The following is a 26,624-nucleotide window of genomic DNA, read 5'->3' on the forward strand; positions in this document are numbered from 1 at the left end:
GTGGCTTCGAGTGGAGATTTCGTAACAATTCGAAATGAACAGTGATTTGGATTGTGGCGGCTACCGCCGTATCTACAAGATCAGAACTGCCCACAGAATCGCATGAGGATGTGGGACGACAGAACAGACTTCCGCTGAAGAGCGGGAGATAAGAAGGCAAACACAATGACTATCGGACTCCTGGGTTTTCAGACAACGATCGCTGCACCGGTTAGCCTTTCCGGAATTGGCGTTCATTCGGGTAATCCGGTGTCAATTACCTTCCAGCCAGCGGAAGCCGGAACGGGCATCGTATTTAGCCGCGGCTTTGCTGATGGTTCCACGGTAGAATATCGCGCCGTATCGTCTCAGGTTGGTAATACCGATCTCTGCACGGTCCTTGGTACTTCGCTCTCGCGCTCTGTCGCTACTGTTGAGCATGTTATGGCTGCGCTTTACGCGCTCGGTCTCGATAATGTTGTTGTCGATGTCGACGGTGCGGAAATGCCGATCATGGATGGCTCATCCTTTCCTTTCATCGAAGCGATCGAGAGCGTAGGCATCGTCAATCTTGGTGAGAAGCGCCGATACATCCGAGTTTTGAAGCCAGTTCGCATCGAATCAGGCGCATCCTGGTCCGAGTTTCGCCCACATGACGGAACGCGCTTCGAGGTGGAAATCGACTTTGATTCTCCGCTGATCGGTCGTCAGTCCTGGAAGGGTGATCTGACGGCTCAGGTTTTCAAGGACGAATTGTCTCGTGCCCGCACATTCGGCTTCATGCGCGATGTTGAGCGTCTTTGGGCTGCGGGTTTCGCACTGGGTTCATCGCTTGAAAATTCGGTTGTAATCTCCGACGACGATACAGTGGTCAATGTTGAAGGCCTTCGTTACGTGGATGAATTCGTTCGCCACAAAACGCTTGATGCCGTAGGTGATCTGGCCATGGCTGGTGCACAGTTCATCGGCTGCTATCGTTCGTATCGCGGTGGTCACAAGATGAATGCCAACGCCTTGAAGGCGTTGTTGAGCGATCGCACGGCCTATGAAGTGGTGGAAGCTCCGGTTCGCAGCCAGCGGGTTCGCGCTCGCGAGTTTGTGGCGGTTAACGTGCCGGAATTCGCACCTTGGGTTGGTTGATCCGATCACAATGTTAATTTCTTGAAGCCGCCTGCCTTGGGCGGCTTTTTTGTTTTGAGAAGCTGTTGTGATTGCCACAAAATTGCGTCAAAGCAGCATCATTGCGTTGGCCTCTTGCTTCTTATATGGCTAGAACGCCAATTGGGGCGGTCGCTATAATAGCGCGTGGCAATCGGGAACTGTCGAATGACTGAGTCTATATCTGTTGGAATGAGGAACACTGCGCGGGTTGCATTGGTGTCCCTGACTTTGCTAAGCACAGCATCGCTGATAACCTCATGCCAATCAGACCCAGATATCGATATCACAAAGCTTGGTCTCGCAACCGATCCGCCAGAGCAGCTCTATAATCAGGGTCTCGCCAACATGAAGGCGGGAAATCTTGCCGAGGCAAGCCGGAAGTTCGATTCCATCGACAAGCAAAACCCATTCACGGAGTGGGGCCGCAAAGCGCTTGTGATGAGCACCTTCACCAAATATCGTCTTGGACGGAACGAAGAAGCCATCGCCACGGGTAATCGTTACCTGAAGCAGTACCCGGCCTCCGAGGATAGTGCTTACGTGCAGTATCTTGTCGGTCTTTCCTATGCCAAGCAGATTCCGGATGTGACGCAGGACCAGAAGCCGGCTCGCAGCACGATTGAGGCCATGCAGAAGGTCATCGATAATTATCCGAAGTCGGAATATGTCGAAGACGCACAGGCCAAGATTCGCTTTGCCCGCGACCAGCTGGCAGGCAAGGAAATGCAGGTCGGTCGTTATTATCTTGAGCGCAAGGAATATCTTGCTGCCATTCAGCGTTTCCGTACGGTCGTTGAAAATTACGGTAATACGAATCAGGTTGAAGAGGCGTTGGCGCGTCTGGTGGAAGCCTATTACGCCATGGGTGTTCAAGAAGAGGCGCAAACGGCTGCTGCCGTTCTGGGCCAGAACTATCCAGACAGCAAATGGTATGCCGATTCGTTCAAGCTGCTGAAGGGCGGTGGCCTTGAGCCTCGTGAAAACAGCGGCTCCTGGATTTCCCGCGCGGGCAAGAAGCTTATTGGCGCCTGATCTGAAATAGGAAGACCATGCTCATTCAGTTGTCGATCCGCGATATCGTTTTGATCGAGCGGCTTGACCTGTCCTTCGAAAAGGGGCTGTCCGTGCTGACGGGTGAAACCGGCGCGGGCAAATCCATTTTGCTGGATAGCCTCTCGCTGGCTTTGGGTGGTCGTGGCGATGGCGGTCTTGTTCGGCACGGCATGGACAAGGGGCAGGTGACGGCCGTTTTCGATGTGCCGGCCCATCATCCTGTACGTCTGCTTCTACGAGAAAATGGCTTGGACGACGATGGTGACCTGATTTTCCGCCGCGTTCAGTCTGCGGACGGACGCACCAAGGCGTCCATCAACGACCAGCCTGTAAGCGTGCAGATGATGCGGCAAGCCGGTCTGCATCTCGTCGAAATTCATGGTCAGCATGATGACCGTGCTCTGGTTGATATCGACGCACATCGTGCTTTGCTGGACGCTTTCACCGGCTTGACGGATGAGGTGTCAAAGGTTGGCGAGCTTTATAAAAGCTGGCGTGAGGCTGAGCGAAGCCTGAAGACACATAAGGCACGTGTTGAAGCTGCAGCCCGTGAGGCGGATTACCTCCGTGCCTCGGTTGAGGAATTGGAAGCTTTAAGCCCTCGCGATGGGGAGGAAGACGAGCTTGCCGAGCAACGGTCTCGCATGCAGAAGTCTGAACGGATTGCAGGTGATATTGCAGAAGCCTGTGATTTCTTGAATGGAAATGCATCGCCTGTGCCACTGATTGCCTCTCTCGTGCGCCGTCTTGAGCGCAAAAGTCATGAGGCTCCGGGTCTCCTGGAAGAGACGGTGCAGCTGCTGGATACGGCGCTCGACAATCTTTCCAATGCTCAAATGGAAGCTGAAGCTGCGCTTCGTCGCACGGAGTTCGATCCGCGCGAATTGGAGCGGGTTGAAGAGCGGTTATTTGCATTGCGAGCCGCGGGCCGGAAGTACTCTGTTGCGGTTGCGGATCTCCCCGCTTTGGCAGAAAAAATGGTGGCTGACCTTGCTGACCTCGACGCGGGAGAAGAGCGCCTCGGCAAGTTGGAGAAAGCAGCAACTGCCGCCAATGCTGCTTTTGATCAAGCTGCGAATGCACTTTCATCCAAGCGCCAGAAGGGTGCAAATGTTCTGGCTGATGCGGTCATGGCAGAGTTGCCGGCGCTCAAGTTGGAGCGGGCGCGCTTCATGGTCAATGTCACGGCTGATGCGGCTTCGGCCAGCGCCGAAGGCATCGATGTGGTGGAGTTCCACGTTCAGACTAACCCCGGCACACGGCCTGGGCCAATTATGAAAGTGGCTTCCGGCGGCGAACTCTCACGTTTCCTGTTGGCATTGAAGGTTGCCCTTGCTGATCGTGGCTCTGCACCCACCCTGGTCTTCGACGAGATCGATACGGGTGTGGGCGGTGCTGTGGCAGATGCGATTGGTCAGCGGTTGAAGCGGCTTTCCGATAAGGTTCAGGTGCTTTCCGTTACCCACGCGCCGCAGGTGGCAGCGCGTGCCGCAACGCATCTGCTCATCTCGAAAGGCCCAGTTGATGGCTCGGATAAGATTGCCACACGCGTAGCAACCATGTCTCCGGAGCATCGCACTGAAGAAATCGCGCGTATGCTGGCGGGGGCTTCCGTAACGGATGAGGCGAGGGCAGCTGCCGCTCGCCTGCTGGCAGGAAGTGTCTGATCTTATTCAGCTGCTGTGAGTGACCGGCCTGCCATACGCGCCAATACATCGTCCTTCCAAACATGGCGGTGAACAATGACCATGGCGATGTGGCCGCCGACGAGGGCCAAGAGCGTCCATGCAAGGAGCCCATGGGCAGCATTGCCGAGAGAAACCATCCACTCAACCTTCTCAGGTGCCCCTGGAATGATGGGAATGCCAAAGAAGCCGGCACCGCGCTGCGAGCCATAGGCGCGCAAGTTGGCAAGGACAGGCACACAAAGAATGAGTGCATAAAGCGCCAAGTGGCCGAGGCTTGCAGCGGTTCCGATAAGACCGGCTTCGTGGGCGGGTCGGTTTCTCAGGTTAAGCAGCCCCCAGATAGCGCGCGCGACAGCCAGAACCATCAAGAGAAGGCCAATAGACGCGTGAGTGCCGACGAAAAAGCCCACCAGCGGAGTCCGGCCGAGCATAAGTTTCAAGCCCATGCCCAAGAACTGCCACGCGAAAAGAGCCGCCATGGTCCAGTGGAGGAGCCGCGTGACTTTCCCATAATGCAGGCCATTATCGCGCCAACCGATCGCCATATCCTTCTCCAATCTTTGTCCTCAATATAGAAAAAGGCTTAGTTGCTGCATCGCACAAATGTCTAGCAACCATTGTGAGATCGGGACAATTTTTCAAAAACAGTTTGGTGATCGCATCTGGGAAAGTTTGTGAAACGGATGCGGCGATATCTGTGAATCCGTTTTGGCTGCTCCATAGTTTGCGGTAATAGCGATAGAAAATTCGCGGTGCGTCAGGCAGTGGAGTGGGACATGTCGGCTGAACAAATTGCTGTGGAAGCGTTAACCGAAGAGCAGGCAAAGGCTGAGCTCACTTTCCTTTCTGCAGAATTAGCGCGGCATGATGTTCTCTATCATGCGGGGGATCAGCCGGAAATTTCGGATGCGGATTACGATGCCCTTAAGCGACGCAATGATGCGATCGAGGCACGCTTCCCGGCTCTCGTGCGCGCAGACAGCCCGTCTCAGCGCGTTGGGGCCGCACCCGCTTCTGCCTTCGCACAGATCACTCACGCCCGGCCCATGCTTTCGCTGGACAACACGTTCTCTGACGAAGACGTGCAGGATTTTGTGGGTTCTGTGTACCGCTTCCTTGGCCGCCTGCCGGATGATTCAATCGCCTTTACTGCGGAACCCAAAATTGACGGGCTTTCCATGTCCATCCGCTATGAAAACGGCAAGATGGTCAGCGCTGCAACGCGTGGTGATGGCACCACCGGTGAAAATGTGACGGCCAATATCCGCACCATTAAAGACATCCCTCAGCAATTGCCTGCGGGCGCACCGGCAGTGGTCGAGGTGCGCGGCGAAGTCTACATGTCCAAGAGCGATTTCTTTGCATTGAACAAGCAGATGGAGGCGGAAGGCAAGCAGACCTATGTGAACCCGCGTAACACGGCGTCCGGTTCGTTGCGCCAGCTTGATCCCAAAGTTACTGCCAGCCGCAATCTTCGCTTCTTCGCCTATGCCTGGGGCGAGATGTCGGAAATGCCTGCGACCACGCAAATGGGCATGGTTGAAACCTTTCGAGACTGGGGCTTTCCGGTAAATCCGCTGATGAAGCGGCTGAGCAGGGTTTCAGATGTTATTGATCACTATCGGGACATCGGACTGAAGCGGCCCAATCTGGATTACGATATCGATGGCGTTGTCTACAAGGTAGATGAGCTCGCGCTGCAGGAGCGGCTTGGCTTCCGTTCCCGTAGTCCGCGATGGGCCACAGCCCACAAATTTCCGGCCGAACAGGCTTTCACCACGGTCGAGAACATAGACATTCAAGTGGGCCGCACAGGAGCATTGACGCCAGTGGCGCGTTTGACGCCTATTACCGTGGGCGGCGTGGTGGTGACGAATGCTACCCTTCATAATGAGGATTATATAAAAGGCATTGGTAATTCCGGCGACCGCATTCGACCGGAGGAGCATGACATACGTATTGGGGATACGGTGATCGTACAGCGGGCAGGGGACGTGATTCCCCAGGTATTGGACGTGGTGCTGGAGAAGCGGCCCTCTGATGCCAGGTCTTATGAGTTCCCCAAGAAGTGCCCGGTTTGCGGTAGCCATGCGGTGCGTGAGCGCAACGAGAAGACTGGGCGACTAGACTCTGTCACGCGCTGCACGGGCGGGTTTGTTTGCCGTGCGCAGGCAGTCGAGCATCTGAAACATTTCGTCTCGCGCAATGCTTTCGACATTGAGGGGCTTGGCTCCAAACAGATCGATTTCTTTTTCGAGGCCGAAGACCCAGCGCTGCAAATTCGCACTGCACCTGACATTTTTACGCTTCAGAAGCGTCAGGAACAGTCACTCACGAAGTTGGAGAATATCGAAGGTTTTGGTCGGGTCAGCGTTCGCAAGCTCTATGAGGCAATCGATAATCGTCGTGAGATTGCACTGAATCGCTTCATCTTTGCACTTGGCATTCGCCATGTAGGCGAGACTACCGCGAAACTTCTGGCCAGATCCTATGGCAGCTATGAAACTTTCGCGGATGCTATGCAGCAGGCAGCGGCCTTGAAAGGCGATGCCTGGGAAGACTTGAATAGCATTGAAGGCATAGGCGAGGTAATGGCGCGGGCTATCGTCGAATTCTTCAAGGAGCCTCGCAATGTAGAGGTGATTTCCCGCCTTTTGCAGGAGGTGCGCCCACAGGCGATGCAGCAGGCTGTAGCCGCTGATAGCCCGGTGGCGGGCAAGACGGTGGTCTTCACTGGCTCGCTGGAGAAATTCACGCGGGACGAAGCAAAGGCAAGAGCAGAGAGCCTTGGCGCGAAGGTAGCTGGGTCCGTTTCGAAAAAGACGGACTACGTGGTCGCGGGGCCGGGTGCCGGATCAAAGCTCGATAAGGCGCGGGAGCTGGGTGTTGCCGTGATGGACGAGGATGAGTGGCTGGCGCTGATTGCGGGGTGATAAGACGAGATCGCCACAAACAGCGCCGCGAAAACTATCGAAAACGTGCCATGGAATAGGCGTCCACGAACCGTCCGTCGCGAAAGGCAAAATCCTGCATTGTCCCTTCGATGGCGAAACCAAAGCGTTCATACAGGTTGAGTGCTGGCTTGTTATCCGTGAACACGGTCAACTCCAAACGTTTCAAGTTCAGCCAGTTATCCGCAATGGAAATAGCTTCACCAAGAAGTGCCGTGCCGATGCCGCGTGCAACATAATGATCATGAACGCCCATGCCGATGCTGCCGACATGGGCCCTGCGGTTGGCGAAGGGTGTTAAGCCAAGATCACCCACAATCCGTCCGTCGATCAGCGCGACAAGGTAATAACCATTACTGTTCTGCGTCTGGATCGCTTTCGCGACATCTTCGGGACTGTGATAGGGCGTGCGAAGCGTTCCGTAACGATAGCCTGGCAGGTTATGCAACCAAGCAATTTCAGGGGCATCTGTAAACACACGTGCGCGTATCGATAGCCCTTCTGGCCATATCAGGTTCGCTGAAATTGTTGTTAGGTTTATGTTTTGCACGTTAGCTCTCCTTGGAAATGAACAGGCAGAGCGTGTGCATAAAGCCCTGCCGGTGGTGGCAGGGTTGGCGAGGAATGATCAGGCCAAGCGGCACTCATTCTCGCGCCCTGCTGGACAAACAAGATGGGTCATCACAAGGCTGGTGAGGTTTCTGATCATGGTGTGAGGCTCCCTCAAATATTGAGGCACGTCAACTGAGCTGTTGCGAAAACTTGTAAACATTGAGGCTGTGCTTATCTCAATAGCAGATCACTCAGTCGGGAGACTTTCATGCGCCGTATTGCTCTATGTGCCGCTGCTCTGGCCTTTGCGGGGATCGCTGCTGCGCCTGCGATTGCAGATGTTGTTGGTAAGGTCGGCGTGGACTGGATGGGCAATGACATCATCGTGGATGCCATGACGGACCCAAAGGTAAAAGGTGTTACCTGCCACGTGACTTATTTTGACCGCGGAATGCTCGACCGCCTGAAGAACGGCAATTGGTTTGAAGACCCATCGAACAACTCCATCGCCTGCCGCCAGACGGGCCCGATCGAGATCGGTGACATTGAGCTTTCAAAAGGTGGCGAAGAGGTTTTCAAACAGGGCATGTCGCTGATCTGGAAGAAGCTGGTGGTTAACCGGATCTACGACAAGGAAAACAATACACTGGTCTACCTCGTGCATTCGAGGCAGGTTGTGGATGGTTCAGCCAAAATGGCAATTTCGACCGTGCCACTCTTCAACCAGAATGTTGTCTGGAAAAACGGCGCGCCCAAATGATGCAGCGACGGCGGTTCAATCAATCGGGCCGCCGCGTCCATCATCGATAGTATCATCCTTGCCGCCAAAGCCATGCATCTTTGCCGCCCATTGCAGGCCGATAACACCGCCTTTAATGGGTTGGATCATCAACAGGCTCATGATGATGGTGATTGGCACCCAGATGGCGAGGTGCGTCCACATGGAAACCTGCCACTTCAGATCTGTCAGCATAAATCCTGCAAGCGCCACGTGGCCCACAATCACGATGACCAGATAGGGCGGAAGGTCGTCTGCCCGCTGATGGCTGAAGTCTTCTCCGCAAACGGCGCAGTGATCGACAGGCTTCAAGAATGCCCTGAATAATTTGCCTTCGCCGCACTTGGGGCAGGTGCAGCGCAAACCCCGCTTGATCGAACGGCCGAGGTTGCGCTCATTGTCGTCAGAGCCGCCGAACCGCAAGGTGTCGGTGGGCTGAGCAGAACCGTTTTGACCATTCATCATTCTATCTCCAACCGCTATGGGCAAACTTAATGTCAACCGCCAAGTTCCCCATGTCTGGCTTAGCGGCCTCTGCGCGGCGGGCGAGTGCCAGGCTTCTTTGGTGCGGAACGTCCGCGTCTTCCGGATTTGTGGAAGGATCGCATGGCCGAACTCATTTTCTGGCCTTCGCTCAACATTTCGAAACGAAGCGAGCCAGCAAGTGGAATAGCCTCTGCAAGGCGCACATCCACGGAATCACCCAGCTGATAGCCAAGGCCGTGTTTTTCACCTATCAGCGCCTGCCGTGCTTCATCATAGACGAAATAATCCGTACCCAGAGTAGATACGGGTACGAACCCATCTGCACCATAGGTTGGCAGCGCGACAAAAAGTCCCGCCTTGGTAACACCTGACACTCGGCCTTCAAATTCCTGCCCGACACGTTCTGCCAGATGGTGAGCGATCAACCGGTTGATGGTATCGCGCTCCGCTGCCATGGCACGGCGCTCGAAGGTGGAAATCTCAGCCGCAATATCGTCCAGCTGAGCTTCCTCTTCCGGCGTAATGCCGCCCTCACCGAAGCCGAGAGAGCCAACGAGTGCACGATGCACAATCAAATCGGCATAACGGCGAATGGGCGAGGTGAAGTGCGCATACTTCATGAGGTTCAGGCCGAAGTGGCCAATATTATCGGGGCTGTAGACGGCCTGACTCTGGCTTCGCAAAACCATTTCATTGACCATAACCTGGTGCGGCGTATCGAAGGCTTTTGCGAGAATGCCGTTGAAGGAATTGGCGCGTACCTGTCCGCCCTTCACAAGAGGGATGTTGAGCGTTGCAAGAAACTCGCGCAGTACCTCCTGCTTGGCCAACGATGGCGCATCATGCACGCGATAGATCAGAGGCTGCTTTTTCTTTTCCAATGTTTCGGCAGCCGCAACGTTCGCCTGGATCATCATCTCTTCGATCAGCTTGTGTGCGTCGAGACGTTCCGGGATGATGACCTTATCCACCGTGCCATCCGGCTTCAGCAGGATTTTGCGTTCTGGCATGTCCAGTTCAAGCGGCTGGCGGCGGTCGCGCCCGCGTTTCATGATCTCATAGGCATGCCAGAGGGGCTTGAGAATGGGTTCCAGAAGCGGTCCAGTCTTATCGTCCGGCTTGCCATCAATCGCGGCCTGCGCTTGTTGATAAGAAAGCTTGGCAGCACTCTTCGTCATAATGCGGTGGAAGGTGTGACCCGCTTTGCGTCCTTCCTTGGAGAAGGTCATGCGGACCGCCAATGCCGGCCTGTCTTCGCCTTCGCGCAAAGAGCAAAGATTGTTGGAAATCCGCTCTGGCAGCATAGGCACGACGCGATCGGGGAAGTAAACCGAGTTACCGCGCTTGACGGCTTCGCGATCCAGGGGCGAGCCGGTGCGCACGTAATACGAGACGTCTGCGATTGCGACGGTGACGATTACCCCGCCCGGATTGTCCGGGGATGGGTCGTCTTCCGCATAGACGGCATCGTCATGGTCCTTGGCGTCCGCCGGATCGATTGTGACGAGCGGCACGTGACGCCAGTCTTCCCGCTTGACCATACTGGCGGGTTTTGCCGCTTCCGCTTCATCCAGCACCGATTGCGGGAAAATATGGGGTATGCCGTGGGAATAAATGGCGATCATTGATATCGCCTTTTCGGATGCCACGGAACCGATAACAGAAAGAACCTTGGCACGGGTGAGGCCGAAGCGATTGCCCCGAATCACATCGGCTTCGATCAGGTCGCCATCCTTTGCATCGCCCATATCCGACGCGGAAATCTGCATCTCTTCGCCGCGTCTATCGATGGGCAGGAGCCGCGCGCCGCCCTCCGGCATTAGCCGGATGACGCCGAGCGCTGCGTTGCGCTGCTTATCGATGATCTTCACCACCCGGGCCGTGTAGGCCGGGCCGCTGCGATCCTTGTTCGGAAAAATCTTGGCAAGTACCCGGTCTCCCAGGCCCGCTGCCGGGGCCTTACCCTTGCCACGCTGGTCGGAAGATTGGCGGATGAGAACGGCAGGCGCCACGCCTGCATCTTCCAGCCACTCGGAAGGGCGCGCAATAAGTTCGCCATCCTTATCGCGGGTGGTGATGTCGAGCACCGTCATTGGAGGCAGGGCGCCTGGACGAACAAGAGACTTGCGGCTCTTTTTCAAAAGGCCGTCCTCTTCCAGATCGCGCAACACATCCTTCAGCTCAATGCGGGTTTCACCCTTCAGGCCGAAAGCCTTGGCGATCTCGCGCTTGGAGGCGCGATCCGGGTTGTCGGCAATGAATTGAAGCAGGATTTCCCGCGGGGGAACAACACCCTGTACGATAACCGACGGGTCACCCGAGGCAGCAAGTTCCGCGCGAAGGGCAGCCTTTCGGCTGGGAGGCATGGATTTTCTATCTTCGCGCGGTTTTTTGCTCACGTATCGGTCTTCTTCTTTTTAGCAGCCGCCTTGGGTTTGGCGGAGGTTTTGGCTTTGACAGCAGTCTTCTTTGCGGGCTTTTCATCGCCTTCGCTGGCTGATGCCTTTGCCTTGGTAGATTTCGCCTTTGCGCCACCCTTGGCTGCCTTGCCCTTGGCTGCAGGGGCTTTGCCAGCCTTCTCCGTAATCAGTGCTAAGGCCTCTTCCACGGTGACGCTCTGCGGATCTTTGCCCTTAGGCAAGGTGGCATTTACCTTGCCCCAGTTCACGTAAGGTCCATAGCGACCTTCGCGCACCGTAATGGCGCCACCAGCATCGGGGTGTTCACCCAATTCCTTGAGAGCAGCAGCGGCAGTCCGGCCACGAGCTGGCCCCTTGCTCTGCTTATCTGCCAGCACGGTCACGGCGCGGTTGAGGCCAATGCTGAACACATCCTCAATGCTTTCAAGATTGGCATAGGTGCCATCATGCAGGAGGAAAGGTCCATAACGACCGAGACCGGCGGAAATCATCTTGCCGGATTCAGGATGCTGGCCCACGTCGCGCGGCAGGTTGATGAGCGCCAGCGCCTTCTCATGATCAATATCTTCCGGCTTCCAGCCACGCGGTAGCGACGAGCGCTTGGCTTCCTTGCCATCGCCGCGCTGGATATAGGGGCCAAAACGACCGGAGCGAAGCGTCAATTCCTCGCCCGTCATCGGATCTGCGCCCAAGGCCTTCGGTTCATTGAGTGCTGCGGCCTCCGTTTCCGCACCATCGGAAGAGAGCTGGCGGGTATAGTTGCATTCCGGGTAATTGGAGCAACCGACGAAGGCTCCGTATTTTCCGAGCTTTAGCGAAAGATTGCCGGTGCCGCACACCTGGCAGATACGCGGATCGCTGCCATCTTCACGCTTGGGGAAAACGAGAGGAGCCAGCGCTTCGTTCAGGGCATCCAGAACATTGGTGACCCGCAGTTCCTTGGTTTCCTCGATCTGCGAGAAGAAATCCTGCCAGAAATCGCGAAGCACCTGCTTCCAGTTCAGCTCGCCAGCCGAGATGCGGTCCAGCTTTTCTTCCAGATCAGCCGTGAAATCATATTCCACATACTTCGTGAAGAAGTTTTCCAAGAAGGCGGTGACGAGACGGCCCTTGGAATGCGGCAGCAGCTTGCGCTTATCGACCACTATATATTCGCGGTCGCTCAGTGTTTTCAGCGTGGCAGCATAAGTGGACGGGCGACCGATGCCCAACTCTTCCATCTTCTTGATGAGAGATGCTTCGGAATAGCGTGGCGGAGGCTCGGTGAAATGCTGGCTTGCATTGACCTTGGATTTATCCAGCTTTTCGCGAGCGTTGATTTCCGGCAAGCGACCATCATCATCGTCCTCGCTGCTTTCGCCCTCTTCACGTGCATCCATATAGGCAGCCAGGAAGCCGTCGAAACGAACGACGGAACCCACGGCGCGGAGGCCGGCGCGGTCACCACCATTAGCCGCGGCGATCTCAACAGTTGTGCGCTCCATTTCGGCAGAGGCCATCTGGCTGGCGATGCCACGCTTCCAGACGAGTTCGTATAAGCGAAGTTGGTCGCTATCGAGGAATCGGCGCACTTTGTCCGGCGAACGATTAAAATCCGTCGGGCGAATGGCTTCGTGTGCTTCCTGCGCGTTTTTCGCCTTTGTAGAATAGAAGCGCGCTTTTTCCGGCAGGTAGCGATCACCGAACTGCTCTCCGATGGCGCGACGTGCGGCATCGATGGCCTCCGGTGCCATTTGCACGCCGTCGGTACGCATGTAAGTGATCAGACCAACCGTCTCGCCGCCAATATCGACACCTTCGTAGAGCTTCTGTGCGACCTGCATGGTGCGCGAGGCTGAGAAGCCGAGATTGGACGAGGCTGCCTGCTGGAGCGTGGAGGTTGTAAACGGCGGGCCAGGGTTGCGCTTGACAGGCTTTGCTTCCACTGATTCGACCGTATAGGCCGCACCTTCCAGAAGGCTCTTCAGGCGGCTTGCATCCTCACCGTTTTTGACGCCACGGTTTTGCAGGCGCTTGCCACCGGCAGAAACGAGCTTTGCCTCGAAAGCATCACCGCGCGGCGTCTTCAAGAGCGCGGAAATATTCCAATACTCTTCCGGGACGAAGCGTTCGATTTCCGACTCACGGTCGCAGACGAGGCGCAGTGCCACAGACTGTACGCGACCGGCGGACCGAGCGCCCGGCAGCTTGCGCCAAAGGACTGGCGATAGATTGAAGCCAACGAGGTAATCAAGCGCGCGACGTGCGAGATAGGCATCAACCAGCGCAATATCGATATCGCGAGGATTGGCCATCGCGTCGAGCACAGCTTTCTTCGTAATGGCGTTGAAGACAACGCGCTTTACGGGTTTGTCACCAATCACCTTCTTTTTTTTGAGAAGATCCAGCACGTGCCAGGAAATGGCTTCGCCTTCGCGATCAGGGTCGGTTGCGAGAAACAGTCCATCCGAACCCTTCACCGCATCGGCAATGTCCTTCATGCGCTTGGCGGACGCACCATCCACCTCCCAAGACATTTCAAAGTCCTGATCAGGCAATACCGACCCATCTTTTGCAGGAAGATCCCGCACGTGGCCGAAAGAAGCGAGAACCTTGAAGCCTGACCCAAGATACTTGTTGATCGTCTTGGCCTTGGCAGGAGATTCTACGACAACAACATTCATTTTTTCTCTCTGAAAAGCACGAGGAGGGCGGAAAACCTAAGCTCCGCCTGAATCTGACCTCCCGACATGGAGGGCCTTTTGTCTGCGGTCAAGAGGTAAGATGTATTTTTACAGCTTTGAAAAATACAACCTGAAAGAGCTTATGAGATGGTTGCAATCTGGGATAAACAATGTCATCTTGCGTGTGCATATATTTTTGCACACCTAAAAGATGTATTTAATTTATTGAAATTTGGTGAGGTTGGAATGAATCAGCGCTCTCGCAAGCAAGAAGAAAGCGACGAAGCTCAAGCGAACATCGTCTATATCCGGCAGATGCTGGGGCAATTGCAGCAAGTAGCGAGAAAGGAAGGCGCTGAGATGCTCTCCTACCTCATTGAAATGGCCTATTTGGAAGCGGGAGATCTGCAGACTGGTCGCAAACAGCTTTCACGCAAGCATCGAGATTGAGACCATTCCACCTGGGTGCCGATGAAGGCGGCCCGCCAGATCCAGTTCTAGTAGAACCAGGTAGACAGTGGACGCAGGAAGTTCTGTGTGACGAATGATATCGTCAATCTCCACGGGCGTCGGTCCAAGTGCCGCCGCTATGCGTGTGCGGTCGCTTTCATCCAATGGCTGTATCAATGGCGATAGACCTTCTTCCGTCGGCTCCTTGATGGAAGGTTCATCAAAGAGATCAAGCTGTGAGATGGGCGCGAGAGCTTCCAGAATATCCTGAGAGCCGGTGGTGACGATACAGCCATTCTTCAGCAGGTCATTGGTACCGTGGCAGCGTGGGTCGAGTGGGGAGCCGGGAACCGCGAAAACAAGCCGTCCGAAATCGCCTGCCATGCGTGCCGTGATAAGTGAACCAGAGCGTTGCGCCGCTTCAATGACAACCACACCGAGCGAGATACCAGCAATGATGCGATTGCGTCTTGGAAAGTCTCTGGCGCGAGGCTCCCAACCAAACGGCATCTCGCTCACGGCCAAGCCGCAGCCGCCGGTGATTTCGCTTAGCAATGGAATATTTTCTGGCGGATAGGGTTGGTCCAAGCCGCCCGCCAGTACAGCAATGGTGCCCGTATCGAGGCTGGCACGGTGGGCAGCCGTATCGATGCCGCGTGCCAGGCCAGAGGTGATGGTATAGCCTGCTCGTCCGCAATCGCGCGCAAACATGGCTGCAATTTTGGCCCCGCTGATCGATGAGTTGCGCGAACCGACGATTCCGACAGAGGGCCGCGAGGCCGCGCCAAAATCACCTCTCATGGCAAGAAGCGGCGGCGCACCATCAATCTGGCGAAGGGCGGGCGGATATTCCGGCTCGCCGATACCCACCAGTTTTGCCTTGAAGCGATGCGCAAATTCCAGTTCACGCTCCGCATCTTCAACGCTTGCGATACGGATTGCGCGGGAAGCACCGCCACGGCGAGACATTTCTGGAATGGCAGCCAGCGCCGCATCTGCTGAACCAAAATGATTGATGAGGTCACGGAAGGTTGACGGACCAACGTTATCGCTGCGGATCAGCCTCAGCCAGGCGATCCGTTGAGCGTCCGTCAGTGCAACCCCCCTCCGAATGGCGCTGCCGGAGGACACGGTGCTTTTTATCCCTTCTGGCCGATCTTGCTTTCTGTTCCGTTGATCAGACGCTCGATGTTGGCCTTATGCTTCCAATATGTAATGAGGGTCATGATTGCCATGACCAAAGCAGTTTTCGGCTCTCCCGTAAGCCAGAGCACAACCGGGATCAATAGGGTAGCGACAAGCGCCGAAAGCGAAGAATAGCGGCTGAGCTTGGCAACCGTCAGCCATAAAAATGCGAAAACAAGCACCATGCCTGGGGCAACGCCGAGCAGCGTTCCAATATAAGTGGCGACACCCTTGCCGCCCTTGAAACCAAGCCAGACTGGAAAGAGGTGGCCAATAAAGGCTGCAAAGCCGCCCAGAAGGGCAGCCTCAGGGCCCCAAAATGCGCCGGCAAGCAATGCGGCGGCCGTCGCTTTGAAGGCATCAAGCAGCAGGGTGGCAAGTGCCAGCTTCTTGTTACCGGTGCGCAGCACATTCGTTGCACCAATATTGCCAGAGCCAATGGAGCGGATGTCGCCCATGCCTGCGGCCTTGGTCAGCAAAAGGCCGAAGGGGATGGAACCGAGCAGATAGCCCAGCGCTAAGGCGCTTAGGGCGAGGGGAAGCGTAATTTCCCAGCTGAACAGTTCCGACATGCGCGTGTGCTCCTCAAACGGAATGGACGAGACGCCCGGCAACATAGGTGGCAATGGCCCGACCGCTGAAGCGCGCATCCTCAAAAGGGGTGTTCTTTGATCTCGATAGAAGCGATTCTTTCGCCACGATCCAGGGCTCATCCAGATCGATCAACACGATATCTGCTTTCGCGCCGGGCTTCAGTGTCCCGGCTTCAAGGCCGAAAATGGAAGCCGGTCGCGTGGACATGGCATCGATCAGGCGCATGAGCGAGACACGCTCTGCATGATGAAGCCGCAAGGCAGCGGGCAACATGGTTTCCAACCCGATTGCCCCATCAGCGGCATCGGCAAAAGGCAGCCGCTTGGTGTCCACATCCTGAGGGTCGTGAGATGATACGATGATGTCGATCGTCCCATCGGCAAGCGCATCCACCATCGCTTGGCGATCATCCTCCGTCCGCAGCGGCGGCGTGAGTTTGAAGAAGGACCGATACTCACCAATGTCGTTTTCATTCAGCGACAGATGGTTGATGGAGATGGCCGATGTTGCGTTGACGCCCCGGGCGCGGGCAAGGCGAATGGCTTCAGCCGATTCCGGTACAGAGATTTTCGCAGCGTGGTAAGCGGATTTGGTAAGCCCAGCGATGCGCAAATCCCGTTCCAGCGGAATGAGTTCTGCCTCGCGCGGCGAACCGGAAAGGCCGAGCCAGCTTGCGAAAAGCCCCTCGTTCATCACGCCATTGACGGCGAGGTAGGGGTCTCGCGCTTCGAGTGCAACGACGGCGGAAAACTCACGGGCATATGTCATGGCGCGGCGAAGAACCTGCGTATCTGCCAGCGCATGCCTTCCTTGTGTGAAAGCGACGGCACCTGCATCCCGCAACAGGCCGATTTCCGTCATTTCCTCACCCTTCAAGCCGCGTGTCAAAGCAGCTGCCGGGTGAACGTTGACGATTGCCTTGTCGCGCGCGGTCTTCTTGACGAATTCAATAAGCGCGATGTCATCGAGTACCGGATCGGTGTCCGGCATCATGATAAAGCTGGTAACGCCACCGGCAGCGGCAGCGCGGCTTGCGGATTCGATCGTTTCCCGATGCTCGGCGCCGGGTTCTCCAACGAAGACGCGTGCATCGACCAGACCCGGTGCGCCAACAAGGCCGGAGCAATCGCGAACATCTGCCGCTTCCGGCACACCCTGATTTCGGCCATCGGCACCGGCGGCGAGAATGCGACCGTCTTCACCGATTATTATGGTGCCGGTTTCATCGAGATTGCGTGACGGATCGATAATCCGGAGATTCTTCAGAACAAGCGGCTTGCTCATGCGCCCACTCCCTCGCTTCTCGGACCCTGATTTTGCGATAGCAGCAGCACTTCCATAACGGCCATGCGTACGGCTACACCCATCTCCACCTGGCTTTCGATCACGCTTTGCGGGCCGTCTGCGACTTCTGAAGCGATTTCGACGCCGCGGTTCATGGGACCAGGATGCATGACGAGCGCATCTTCCTTCGCTGCCTTCAACTTTTCAGAGTCGAGCCCGTAAAAATGGAAATATTCCCGCACCGAAGGCACGAAGGAGCCGGACATGCGCTCACGCTGAAGGCGCAGCATCATCACCACATCGGCATCCTTGAGACCTTCTTCCATGGAATGGAACACCTCGACACCCATCTGCGCAATGCCGGATGGCAGTAGAGTGGAGGGCGCAACGACGCGGACGCGCGCACCCATGGCGTTCAGCAGCAGGATATTGGATCGCGCCACGCGGGAGTGCAGAACATCGCCACAGATCGCCACGATGATTCGGGACAGTTTGCCCTTGGCGCGGCGAATGGTCAGTGCGTCAAGAAGTGCCTGGGTCGGGTGTTCATGCTGGCCATCACCGGCATTCACCACGGAGCAGGCCACTTTTTGTGCGAGAAGGGCTGCAGCACCGGCGGAAGAATGGCGAATGACAAGCACATCCGGGCGCATGGCATTGAGCGTCATGGCCGTATCGATGAGCGTTTCGCCCTTTTTGACCGACGAATTGCCCACCGACATATTCATGACATCTGCGCCAAGGCGCTTTCCTGCCAGTTCGAATGAGGATTGTGTGCGCGTTGAGGCTTCAAAGAAAAGATTGATCTGCGTGAGACCCCGCAAGGTCGATGTTTTCTTTTCTCTTTGACGGCTGATCTTGACCGCCTCGTCGGCTTTGTCGAGAAGGAACGTGATATCCTGCTCGGTCAGGCCCTTGATCCCGAGGAGATGGCGGTGGGGAAAGAAGACCACGAAAACATCCTCCGCTTGTTTACGGGGTCTATAGAGATACAGGGCTCTGCGGGCAAGCACATGCTTGGCTGGAGATTTTCTGATCCCCATGCAATTTTGTCGGAATTGGATTAGAAGCAGCCCATGAATCAGATGACCCGGACCGACGACAATCATAACGAGCTGAACCAGCCAAGCCTCTGGTCCGGTATCAACGCCTATCGCACAGATCCCCTGATGGTGGATTTGACGGCTGGGCTGCATCGTGCATTGCGCGAGGAATTTGATGCGCTGGGCCGTTACGTGACGTCGCCGGAAGCGCAGGAGTTGGCCCGTATGGCCAATGAGAACCCGCCGAAGCTCAAAACGCACGGGCCACGCGGTGAGCGGCTGGATATCGTGGAGTTTCACCCGGCTTGGCACGCTATGATGCGGCGGTCGATGTCTTCCGGGCTTCATTCCTCGATTTGGGAAAATGCACCGGAAGCGCGCAACAATCAGCATCGGGCCAGAGCTGCGCGGTTCTACCTGACCTCTCAGCTGGAATGCGGCCATCTTTGTCCGTTGACGATGACCAGTGCATCCGTCGCTGCGATGATGGCATCGCCGCGCGTACAGAAGGAATGGGCTCCGCGGATCCTTTCGCGCAAATATGATTCGTCCAACAGACCGGCGCAGCAAAAGAGCGCGATCACCGTTGGCATGGGCATGACGGAGAAGCAGGGCGGCACGGATGTGCGTGCCAACCGCTCCATTGCGGAACGAGTGGGTGAGGGCGTCTACCGCCTTTCGGGCCACAAGTGGTTCATGTCCGCGCCTATGAGCGATGCGTTTGTCATGCTTGCACGAACCAATGAGGGGATTGGCTGCTTCCTCGTTCCACGCTTGCTGGAAGATGGTACGCCGAATGGCCTCCAGCTTCAGCGGCTGAAGGATAAGCTTGGCAACCGTTCCAATGCTTCCTCCGAGGTCGAGTTTCACGATGCGTTTGGCTATCTTCTGGGTGAACCCGGCGCTGGCATTCGTACAATCCTCGATATGGTGACGCTCACGCGCCTGGATTGTGCGTTGGCGAGCGCAGGTATCATGCGCGCCTCTCTTGCTGAAGCGGTGCATCATTGCCGGGGGCGTAGTGTCTTCGGCAAAAACCTTATCGACCAACCGTTGATGACGCGTGTGCTGGCGGATATGGCGCTGGATGTGGCCGCGGCCACCGCTCTTTCCTATCGTCTGGCGGAAGCCTTCGATAAAGCCAGCACCAACCCTCAGGATGCCGCCTTCGCTCGCGTGATGACACCAGTCATCAAATACTGGGTCTGCAAGATGGCTCCGCCCTTGATCTACGAGGCGATGGAATGCCTGGGCGGCAATGGCTACGTTGAGGAGCGGCCGTTGGCCCGCCATTACCGGGAGGCTCCGGTCAATGCGATCTGGGAAGGTTCCGGCAATGTGATGGCGCTGGATGTGCTGCGGGTCTTGAGTCGTGGGCGTGACCTGTTCGAATCGGTCCTATCCGGCATTGAGCGCGATCTTGGACCGAGTGGGCGCAAGACGACGGATGTGCTTCGTGCCGCCATGGCGCTTGCCGAACGCGATGAGGGTGCAGCGCGGCTGTTGGTGGAGCAACTGGCGCTGGCTGCGGGCGCGGCGGAGCTCTTTCGCCTTGGCGCAGGAAAGATAGCCGATGCATTCGTGGAAACCAGATTGGCCGGTGGCTGGCGCGCTACCTACGGAATGCTCGATTCCCGCTTCGACGCCGCCTACATCGTTGATCTGCTTTATCCTGCGACCCACTGATCGCTGTATTCATTCCCCGTTTGGTTCTACCCACAGCCCGCGTTAACCATAACGCGGGCTTTTCATTGCGTTTTGGGCCCTGAGGCCTAGGTTGCTGTTAACGCTTTGTTAACCAATTCCTTGTGGACCGAACGTGATTGGAAACCGATTTTACAATTTTGGGTTACTCTTCACAGCGCTCGGCTTCTTTGCGGTTTTGGCGCTCGATATCACCGTGCCAGCATTTGCATTGAGCATTATGGCTCTCATGCGCTGGCTCATCGCACCGGCAGGATTGCCGGGAATGGAAGGGGAGGCCGCATGAAGTGGTTTCTGATTCTGTGGGCAGGTCCGGTTGCGCTTTTGGGTGCCTGGTACTTCCTGTCCCTGCATGACATGAGCTTTGGTTTCTTCATGCTCACGCGCCAGACGCATGACCTTGTTTTTGAAATCTACGGCAATATTCTGGGCATCGCGCCTGAAAAGCTTCCGCCCTTGGTGGCGCGTGCAATTGCTGTGGATAGCCTGATTGTGATGGGCATCATTGCGTTGAGAAAAAGGCGCCAGATCCTCGCCTGGTTTCGCAACCGTTATGGTTCGCCAGTATCTGATCTCGCCAAGGACGCGAGCCTATCCAGCGCGCCTTGAAGAATGAAGCTTGCCGCAGCCGAATCAATTCGCTCGGCACGCTTGGCGCGTGACACATCCATCTCAAGCAGGGCCCGTTCAGCCGCGACTGTCGAAAGACGTTCATCCCAATAAATAAACGGGATATCCGTCTTCTCACTCATGCTTCGCACGAATGCCCGTGTTGCCTGAACGCGTGGACCCGCTGACCCGTCCATATTCATGGGCAAACCGATGATAAAGGCTGCGATGCGCTCTTTCTGCGCGAAGGCGAGAAGCACTTCTGCATCCTGTGTAAACTTCGTTCGTTTGAGCACGGGGCGCGGTGAGGAAAAACGCCGTCCAATATCAGAAATCGAAAGGCCAATGGTTTTCGTGCCAAGATCCAGTCCAGCAACCGGTTGACCTGGCAGCAGAACTCCGCTCAATTCCTCTATCGTCAAACTTGCCAATGCGGCACCCTTTCATCGAACATAATCCGGCTGTCATCTTGTTGCGTATTATGCCACGGCATAACACCCGCAACGAATGATCCTTCCGGGATCGTTACCCCTCCCTAACACGAACAAGGAGATTTTCCATGAAGATCACTTGGCTTGGCCACGCGGCCTTCCGTATTGAGACGGCCAACGCAAAAATTTTGATAGATCCCTTTTTCAGCGGAAATCCCTCGTTCGCGGATCAGGACCGTAAAGATGTGGCGGAGGGAATAACTCATATCCTTCTCACCCACGGTCACGGAGATCATGTGGGCGACACGATTGCCCTCGCACAGGAAACCGGTGCCGTGGTGCTTGCAAATGCCGATCTGGCCGCTTGGTTGGGTTCAAAGGGCGTTTCGAAGCTGGAAATGGGCAATACTGGCGGTACTGTAAACTTTGGCAGCTTCACCGCCACCTTCACACAGGCTCTGCACTCATCCGCACAAATTACAGAAGATGGCGTTTCGCATGCGCTCGGTAATGCCAATGGCCTGATGATGCATTTTGAAGGTGAAGCTTCGCTTCTCCACATGGGCGACACCGATATTTTCACCGATATGGGCTTGATCAATGAGTTGCATCAGCCGGATATCGGCCTCGTTCCGATTGGCGACCGCTTCACCATGGGCGGTGCCGTCGCAGCGCTCGCCTGCCAACGATTCTTTGATTTCAAGCATGCAATTCCCTGCCATTACGGCTCTTTCCCGATCATTGATCAAACGCCGGATAAGTTCGTGAAAGGCATGGAAGGCTTGAAGACTCGCGTTGAGACGCCGAAGGTGGGCGTGACGCTCAGCATCTAAGTTTACCTCGAGAGGCGGCACACGCTGCCGCCTCTTTCGGAGATCTTGCTGCCAAAACCGTTGCGAAGGAGACACGCGGACATTATAGCGGGAGGAAATTCCATCCGGAGAAGTCCCATGTCCGTTGATATTGCCACCGTAAAGCGCGTTGCGCGCCTTTCCCGCATCGCTGTTTCCGATGAAGAGTTGGAGCGTATGACCGGGGAATTGAATGGCATTCTCGGCTTTGTTGAGCAGCTGTCCGAGGTGGATGTGTCCGGCGTTGAGCCTATGACCTCCGTGACGCCCATCACCATGCGTAAGCGCGAAGATGTGGTGAGTGATGGGGACAAGGCCGCAGACATTGTGGCGAATGCGCCGAACTCCGACCAGAATTTCTTCCTGGTGCCCAAGGTTGTTGAATAAGCCGCGAGTTGACCGCTGCGCCAACCTTCCCCTGCATCTGCGAACGAGCCCGAGATAACCATGACCGAACTGACCAGCCTGACCATTTCCGAAGCGCGCGAAAAGCTGAAGGCGCGTGAATTCACTGCGGTCGAACTGACCGAAGCCTACATCTCGGCTATCGATGCCGCCAACGGTGCACTCAATGCCTATGTCACGGCAACGCCGGAAAAGGCGCGCGAGATGGCGAAAGCGTCCGATGCGCGCTTGGCTGACGGTAAGGGCGGTGCTCTGGAAGGCATTCCGCTTGGTGTGAAAGATCTTTTCGCTACCCGTGACATTCACACGCAGGCTTGCAGCCACATTTTAGATGGCTTCAAGCCGAAATACGAATCGACGGTCACGGAAAATCTCTGGAACGCGGGCGCCGTAATGTTGGGCAAGCTCAACATGGATGAGTTCGCCATGGGCTCCTCCAACGAGAATTCCTATTACGGACCTGCCGTAAACCCTTGGAAGGCAGAAGGTTCTGATGAAAAGCTTGTTCCAGGCGGCTCATCCGGCGGTTCTGCTGCAGCTGTTGCCGCGCATCTATGCGCCGGTGCGACGGCTACGGACACGGGTGGCTCCATTCGCCAGCCGGCGGCTTTCACAGGTACGGTTGGTATCAAGCCGACCTATGGCCGCTGCTCGCGCTGGGGCATTGTTGCCTACGCATCCTCGCTTGATCAGGCCGGTCCCATTGCACGCGATGTTCGCGATGCGGCTATCCTTCTGAAGGAAATGGCAAGCGTCGATAAGAAGGATACGACCTCTGTCGATCTGCCTGTGCCGGATTACGAGGCTTCTCTTGGTCAATCGATCAAGGGCATGAAGATTGGTATTCCGAAGGAATATCGCATCGAAGGCCTGCCTGAAGAAATTGCAAAGCTCTGGGATCAGGGTGTTCAGTGGCTGAAGGATGCCGGTGCGGAGGTCGTTGAGATTTCGCTGCCACACACGAAATATGCTCTGCCGGCCTATTACATCGTTGCTCCTGCCGAAGCTTCGTCGAACCTCGCCCGCTATGATGGTGTGCGTTACGGCTTGCGCGTGGACGGCAAGGATATCGCTGACATGTATGAGAAGAGCCGTGCAGCGGGCTTCGGAAAGGAAGTTCAGCGCCGCATCATGGTGGGCACCTATGTCCTTTCCGCCGGTTATTACGATGCATATTACCTGAAGGCGCAAAAGGTGCGCACGCTGATCAAGCGGGATTTCGAGGACGCATTCCACGCTGGCGTGGATGCAATCCTTGCACCGATCACCCCATCGTCCGCATTTGCCATTGGCGATAAGGAATTGGCTGCGGACCCTGTGAAAATGTATTTGCAGGACGTTTTCACCATCACTGTCAACATGGCGGGCCTGCCTGGCCTTTCCGTTCCTGCTGGATTGGACCACAAGGGGCTTCCTCTTGGACTGCAACTCATTGGCAAGCCCTTTGAGGAAGACACACTGTTCAAGACTGCCCATGTTATCGAACAGGCCGCAGGCAAGTTTACGCCGAAGAAGTGGTGGTAAGACATCCCCGCTAAACAGAGTGAGAGCCGGTCCAAGAGGCCGGTTTCTTTTTTGTTTGCCTTTTCCGTGAATTATTCACGTTAAAGCTGCTCTATCAAAGCAAAGCGACTTGGAATAATTTCGCACTGGTGTTCTAGTTTCTCCGACCCCGGGGAACACCATGCACCACATCCGTAATGCGCGCGAAGATGAGATTGCCATTCTCACGAATATTGGTTTGCGCGCCTGGGCACAGGCGGTCGGGCCTATTGGCGCGAGCGATGAGTTGCAGGAAAATGCGGCGCGTGCTTTTTCTGATTTCGTCCGGTCATCCTGGTTGAAGATCACCGTGGTGGAAGATGACGGCGTGGCGGCTGGCTGGGCCTCCCGCGAAGCACTGGATGACAAGCTTACCGATTTCTGGATCGACCCACTGCATCAGCGGCGAGGGCTGGGCTCGGCACTGCTGGAAGCGGAAGAGGAAGAGGTGCGCCATAGCGGCTTCCCGTCCATCCAGCTGGAAACACATGCCCATAACACAGATGCTGTCAGCTTCTTTGAGAAGAATGGCTATCGCATCCACTGGCTCTCCATCGCTTATGCGCCAAAGCTTGATCAGGATGTTCAATCGGTCGGTATGACGAAGGAATTGGAGACCTCGACCAAAGCCTATGGCGCGGAATTCTAGCTGTCGTTCATCAGTTCCGTTGCTTGAGTGGTCAAAAGCTTGCGCCGCCTCGCCATTTGTTCTACCTGACGTTCAACCAAACGACAGCATGAAGAGCCATTTGAGATGACCATTGTCGATGTTCGCACGCCTGATCCGAAACGCCTGATTCCCGGTGCTACCGGCGATTGGGAAGTCATTATCGGTATGGAGGTGCATGCGCAGGTTCTATCGAACTCGAAGCTGTTTTCGGGCGCTTCGACCGCTTTCGGCAAAGCACCCAACTCGAATGTTTCTCTGGTCGATGCGGCCATGCCCGGCATGCTGCCGGTGATCAACGAAGAATGCGTTAAGCAGGCGGTTCGCACGGGGCTTGGCCTCAAGGCACAGATTAACAACCGCTCCATCTTTGACCGTAAGAACTATTTTTATCCCGATCTGCCTCAGGGCTATCAGATCTCGCAGTTCAAGGACCCAATCGTCGGCGAAGGCAAGATCGTGATTTCGCTCGGCCCGGATCGTCAGGGCAATTTCGAAGACATTGAGATCGGGATTGAGCGCCTGCACCTTGAACAGGATGCTGGCAAATCCATGCACGACCAGCACCCCACGATGTCCTATGTCGACCTGAACCGCTCCGGCGTCGCACTCATGGAAATTGTTTCCAAACCGGACATGCGCTCGTCAGATGAGGCAAAAGCCTACATGACAAAGCTGCGCTCCATCGTGCGCTATCTCGGCACCTGCGATGGCAACATGGACGAAGGCTCTATGCGCGCCGACGTGAACGTTTCTGTTCGTCGTGTTGGCGAACCCTTCGGCACGCGTTGCGAAATCAAGAACGTCAACTCCATTCGCTTTATCGGTCAGGCTATCGAGTACGAAGCGCGTCGTCAGATTGCGATTCTCGAAGAAGGCGGTAGCATCGACCAGGAAACGCGCCTGTTTGACCCGAACAAGGGCGAGACGCGTTCCATGCGCTCCAAGGAAGATGCGCATGATTACCGTTATTTCCCGGACCCCGATCTGCTGCCTTTGGAGTTCGACGATGCTTTCGTAGAAGCGCTGAAAGTCGATCTGCCAGAACTGCCGGACGACAAGAAGGCTCGCTTTGTGAGTGAACTTGGTCTCTCGGTTTACGATGCCTCCGTTCTCGTTTCGGAAAAGTCCATCGCAGATTACTTCGAAGCAGTTGCGGAAGGTCGTGATGGCAAGACTGCTGCCAACTGGGTCATCAACGATCTGCTGGGCGCATTGAATAAGGCCGGCAAGGGTATCGAGGAAACGCCCGTTTCTCCGGCGCAACTCGGAGGCATTATCGACCTCATCAAGGCGGAAACCATTTCCGGCAAGATTGCCAAGGATCTTTTCGAAATCATCTGGAACGAGGGTGGCGATCCTGCAGAAGTCGTCGAAAGCCGCGGCATGAAACAGGTGACGGATACCGGCGCTATCGAGAAGGCTGTGGATGACATTATCGCTGCCAACCCCGATCAGGTTGCGAAGGTTCAGGCCAAGCCGACGCTTGCAGGTTGGTTCGTCGGCCAGGTTATGAAGGCAACGGGCGGTAAGGCTAACCCTCAGGCGGTTCAGGCGCTGGTCAAGTCCAAGCTGGGTCTTGAGGAGTAAGCTGCCGAGGCGGTAGCAGGAGAGTGCCATGTATTTCGTCAGGACAGCCAGTGACCGGGACGTGGAGGCGCTTCGCGCTCTGCTTATCGAGACGTGGCACGCGACCTATGATGACCCGCATGGTGCCGATAAAATCGCGCAGCTAGCCGAGCAACTGCATCGGCCAGAATCCATTCGTGCAAACATCAGCAAGAAGGATGGCGAGTATCTGGTTGCCGATAATGGCAAGCAGCTTGGCGGCATGGGCTTTGCGTCGATGTCTCCAACCATGACCAAGACCGCCATTCTGCATCAGCTTTACGTGCGTCCGGGATGTCAGGGCGAAGGCATCGGACGCGATATATTCGCGGAGCTGGAAACCTGTTTCCCCGATGCTGAAATTTTGCGGTTGGAGGTTGATGCCGCCAACGAACGCGCAATCTCCTTCTATTCGCGGCTCGGCTTTATCGAGGTTGACCGTACGAAGAACTGCGGCGGAACTGAAAGCGGCATTGAGGCCGTCATTATGGAGAAGCCGCTCGCGCAATAGGGGCTTGCC

At 56.0% G+C, this 26,624-nt stretch carries 24 protein-coding genes; 14 read left to right on the forward strand and 10 right to left on the reverse strand.

Features of this window, described 5'->3' with window-relative positions:
* Positions 1-165: 165 nt before the first annotated feature.
* The 3 genes from lpxC to recN all read left to right on the forward strand — a co-directional run bounded on the left by lpxC (position 166) and on the right by recN (position 3,860).
* The gene (gene lpxC, locus AC0JZ1_RS07265; RefSeq protein ID WP_471881747.1) at positions 166-1,119 is read left to right on the forward strand and encodes a UDP-3-O-acyl-N-acetylglucosamine deacetylase; all 954 of its coding nucleotides are present in this window, start codon (positions 166-168) and stop codon (positions 1,117-1,119) included.
* Between the two features lie 210 nt (positions 1,120-1,329).
* Positions 1,330-2,172, forward strand: a complete 843-nt coding sequence (locus AC0JZ1_RS07270) for an outer membrane protein assembly factor BamD (protein ID WP_471883378.1) — start codon at positions 1,330-1,332, stop codon at positions 2,170-2,172.
* Positions 2,173-2,189: 17 nt separating this feature from the next.
* A complete protein-coding gene (gene recN / locus AC0JZ1_RS07275; protein WP_471881748.1) occupies positions 2,190-3,860 on the forward strand; it encodes a DNA repair protein RecN in 1,671 nt (556 codons plus the stop codon).
* Positions 3,861-3,862: 2 nt separating this feature from the next.
* Here recN and AC0JZ1_RS07280 read toward each other — a convergent pair whose 3' ends face one another.
* On the reverse strand, positions 3,863-4,426 hold the full coding sequence (locus tag AC0JZ1_RS07280; protein WP_471881749.1) for a cytochrome b: 564 nt from the start codon (positions 4,424-4,426) through the stop codon (positions 3,863-3,865).
* Between the two features lie 231 nt (positions 4,427-4,657).
* On the opposite strand from AC0JZ1_RS07280, the gene ligA reads away from it, so the two are divergent.
* Positions 4,658-6,814 carry an NAD-dependent DNA ligase LigA gene (gene ligA, locus AC0JZ1_RS07285; RefSeq protein WP_471881750.1) on the forward strand — a complete coding sequence of 719 codons (2,157 nt, stop codon included), beginning with the start codon at positions 4,658-4,660 and terminating at the stop codon, positions 6,812-6,814.
* Positions 6,815-6,848: 34 nt separating this feature from the next.
* On the opposite strand, the gene AC0JZ1_RS07290 is transcribed toward ligA, so the two are convergent.
* A complete protein-coding gene (locus tag AC0JZ1_RS07290; RefSeq protein ID WP_471881751.1) occupies positions 6,849-7,382 on the reverse strand; it encodes a GNAT family N-acetyltransferase in 534 nt (177 codons plus the stop codon).
* Positions 7,383-7,652: 270 nt separating this feature from the next.
* Between AC0JZ1_RS07290 and AC0JZ1_RS07295 the strand changes: the two genes are divergently transcribed.
* Complete coding sequence (locus AC0JZ1_RS07295; protein ID WP_471881752.1) at positions 7,653-8,144, forward strand: CreA family protein; 492 nt, start codon at positions 7,653-7,655, stop codon at positions 8,142-8,144.
* Between the two features lie 15 nt (positions 8,145-8,159).
* Here the strand turns inward: AC0JZ1_RS07295 and AC0JZ1_RS07300 are convergent, their stop codons facing one another.
* The 3 genes from AC0JZ1_RS07300 to topA are packed head-to-tail and all read right to left on the reverse strand — an operon-like array spanning position 8,160 to position 13,731.
* A complete protein-coding gene (locus tag AC0JZ1_RS07300) occupies positions 8,160-8,627 on the reverse strand; it encodes a DUF983 domain-containing protein (protein WP_471881753.1) in 468 nt (155 codons plus the stop codon).
* 59 nt (positions 8,628-8,686) lie between these two features.
* A complete protein-coding gene (gene rnr / locus AC0JZ1_RS07305) occupies positions 8,687-11,014 on the reverse strand; it encodes a ribonuclease R (RefSeq protein ID WP_471883379.1) in 2,328 nt (775 codons plus the stop codon).
* A 29-nt stretch (positions 11,015-11,043) separates the two neighbouring features.
* Positions 11,044-13,731 (reverse strand): type I DNA topoisomerase, encoded by a 2,688-nt coding sequence (topA, locus tag AC0JZ1_RS07310; RefSeq protein WP_471881754.1) that lies wholly within the window; start codon positions 13,729-13,731, stop codon positions 11,044-11,046.
* Positions 13,732-13,878: 147 nt separating this feature from the next.
* Here topA and AC0JZ1_RS07315 point away from each other — a divergent pair, with 147 nt between their 5' ends.
* Complete coding sequence (locus AC0JZ1_RS07315; protein WP_471881755.1) at positions 13,879-14,181, forward strand: hypothetical protein; 303 nt, start codon at positions 13,879-13,881, stop codon at positions 14,179-14,181.
* On the opposite strand, the gene dprA is transcribed toward AC0JZ1_RS07315, so the two are convergent.
* From dprA to AC0JZ1_RS07335, 4 genes are read right to left on the reverse strand one after another with little or no spacing between them, the layout of a single operon-like run.
* On the reverse strand, positions 14,161-15,312 hold the full coding sequence (gene dprA, locus AC0JZ1_RS07320) for a DNA-processing protein DprA (protein WP_471881756.1): 1,152 nt from the start codon (positions 15,310-15,312) through the stop codon (positions 14,161-14,163). The two genes, AC0JZ1_RS07315 and dprA, sit on opposite strands and share 21 nt — an antisense overlap.
* Before the next feature lie 8 nt (positions 15,313-15,320).
* Entirely contained in the window at positions 15,321-15,938 is a 618-nt protein-coding gene (gene plsY / locus AC0JZ1_RS07325; RefSeq protein ID WP_471881757.1) for a glycerol-3-phosphate 1-O-acyltransferase PlsY, read from the reverse strand.
* Between the two features lie 13 nt (positions 15,939-15,951).
* Positions 15,952-17,244: a dihydroorotase gene (locus tag AC0JZ1_RS07330; RefSeq protein WP_471881758.1), complete on the reverse strand. Its 1,293-nt coding sequence runs from the start codon at positions 17,242-17,244 to the stop codon at positions 15,952-15,954.
* Complete coding sequence (locus AC0JZ1_RS07335; RefSeq protein WP_471881759.1) at positions 17,241-18,197, reverse strand: aspartate carbamoyltransferase catalytic subunit; 957 nt, start codon at positions 18,195-18,197, stop codon at positions 17,241-17,243. The genes AC0JZ1_RS07330 and AC0JZ1_RS07335 overlap by 4 nt, the downstream gene beginning before the upstream one ends.
* A 123-nt stretch (positions 18,198-18,320) precedes the next feature.
* Here AC0JZ1_RS07335 and AC0JZ1_RS07340 point away from each other — a divergent pair, with 123 nt between their 5' ends.
* Complete coding sequence (locus AC0JZ1_RS07340; protein WP_471881760.1) at positions 18,321-19,973, forward strand: acyl-CoA dehydrogenase family protein; 1,653 nt, start codon at positions 18,321-18,323, stop codon at positions 19,971-19,973.
* 300 nt (positions 19,974-20,273) lie between these two features.
* Complete coding sequence (locus AC0JZ1_RS07345; protein ID WP_471881761.1) at positions 20,274-20,600, forward strand: DUF6105 family protein; 327 nt, start codon at positions 20,274-20,276, stop codon at positions 20,598-20,600.
* Here the strand turns inward: AC0JZ1_RS07345 and ruvX are convergent.
* Positions 20,543-21,031 (reverse strand): Holliday junction resolvase RuvX, encoded by a 489-nt coding sequence (gene ruvX / locus AC0JZ1_RS07350; protein WP_471881762.1) that lies wholly within the window; start codon positions 21,029-21,031, stop codon positions 20,543-20,545. The genes AC0JZ1_RS07345 and ruvX overlap by 58 nt on opposite strands.
* A 128-nt stretch (positions 21,032-21,159) precedes the next feature.
* Between ruvX and AC0JZ1_RS07355 the strand changes: the two genes are divergently transcribed.
* The 6 genes from AC0JZ1_RS07355 to AC0JZ1_RS07380 all read left to right on the forward strand — a co-directional run bounded on the left by AC0JZ1_RS07355 (position 21,160) and on the right by AC0JZ1_RS07380 (position 26,615).
* Positions 21,160-21,864, forward strand: a complete 705-nt coding sequence (locus AC0JZ1_RS07355) for a metal-dependent hydrolase (RefSeq protein ID WP_471881763.1) — start codon at positions 21,160-21,162, stop codon at positions 21,862-21,864.
* Positions 21,865-21,981: 117 nt separating this feature from the next.
* Positions 21,982-22,269 carry an Asp-tRNA(Asn)/Glu-tRNA(Gln) amidotransferase subunit GatC gene (gene gatC, locus AC0JZ1_RS07360; protein ID WP_471881764.1) on the forward strand — a complete coding sequence of 96 codons (288 nt, stop codon included), beginning with the start codon at positions 21,982-21,984 and terminating at the stop codon, positions 22,267-22,269.
* Positions 22,270-22,329: 60 nt separating this feature from the next.
* The gene (gene gatA / locus AC0JZ1_RS07365; RefSeq protein WP_471881765.1) at positions 22,330-23,811 is read left to right on the forward strand and encodes an Asp-tRNA(Asn)/Glu-tRNA(Gln) amidotransferase subunit GatA; all 1,482 of its coding nucleotides are present in this window, start codon (positions 22,330-22,332) and stop codon (positions 23,809-23,811) included.
* A 160-nt stretch (positions 23,812-23,971) separates the two neighbouring features.
* Positions 23,972-24,478, forward strand: a complete 507-nt coding sequence (locus tag AC0JZ1_RS07370) for a GNAT family N-acetyltransferase (protein ID WP_471881766.1) — start codon at positions 23,972-23,974, stop codon at positions 24,476-24,478.
* Positions 24,479-24,583: 105 nt separating this feature from the next.
* The gene (gene gatB / locus AC0JZ1_RS07375) at positions 24,584-26,086 is read left to right on the forward strand and encodes an Asp-tRNA(Asn)/Glu-tRNA(Gln) amidotransferase subunit GatB (protein ID WP_471881767.1); all 1,503 of its coding nucleotides are present in this window, start codon (positions 24,584-24,586) and stop codon (positions 26,084-26,086) included.
* 28 nt (positions 26,087-26,114) lie between these two features.
* Positions 26,115-26,615 carry a GNAT family N-acetyltransferase gene (locus AC0JZ1_RS07380; protein ID WP_471881768.1) on the forward strand — a complete coding sequence of 167 codons (501 nt, stop codon included), beginning with the start codon at positions 26,115-26,117 and terminating at the stop codon, positions 26,613-26,615.
* Positions 26,616-26,624: the final 9 nt, after the last annotated feature.

The sequence above is a fragment of the Affinirhizobium capsici genome (assembly GCF_977018625.1).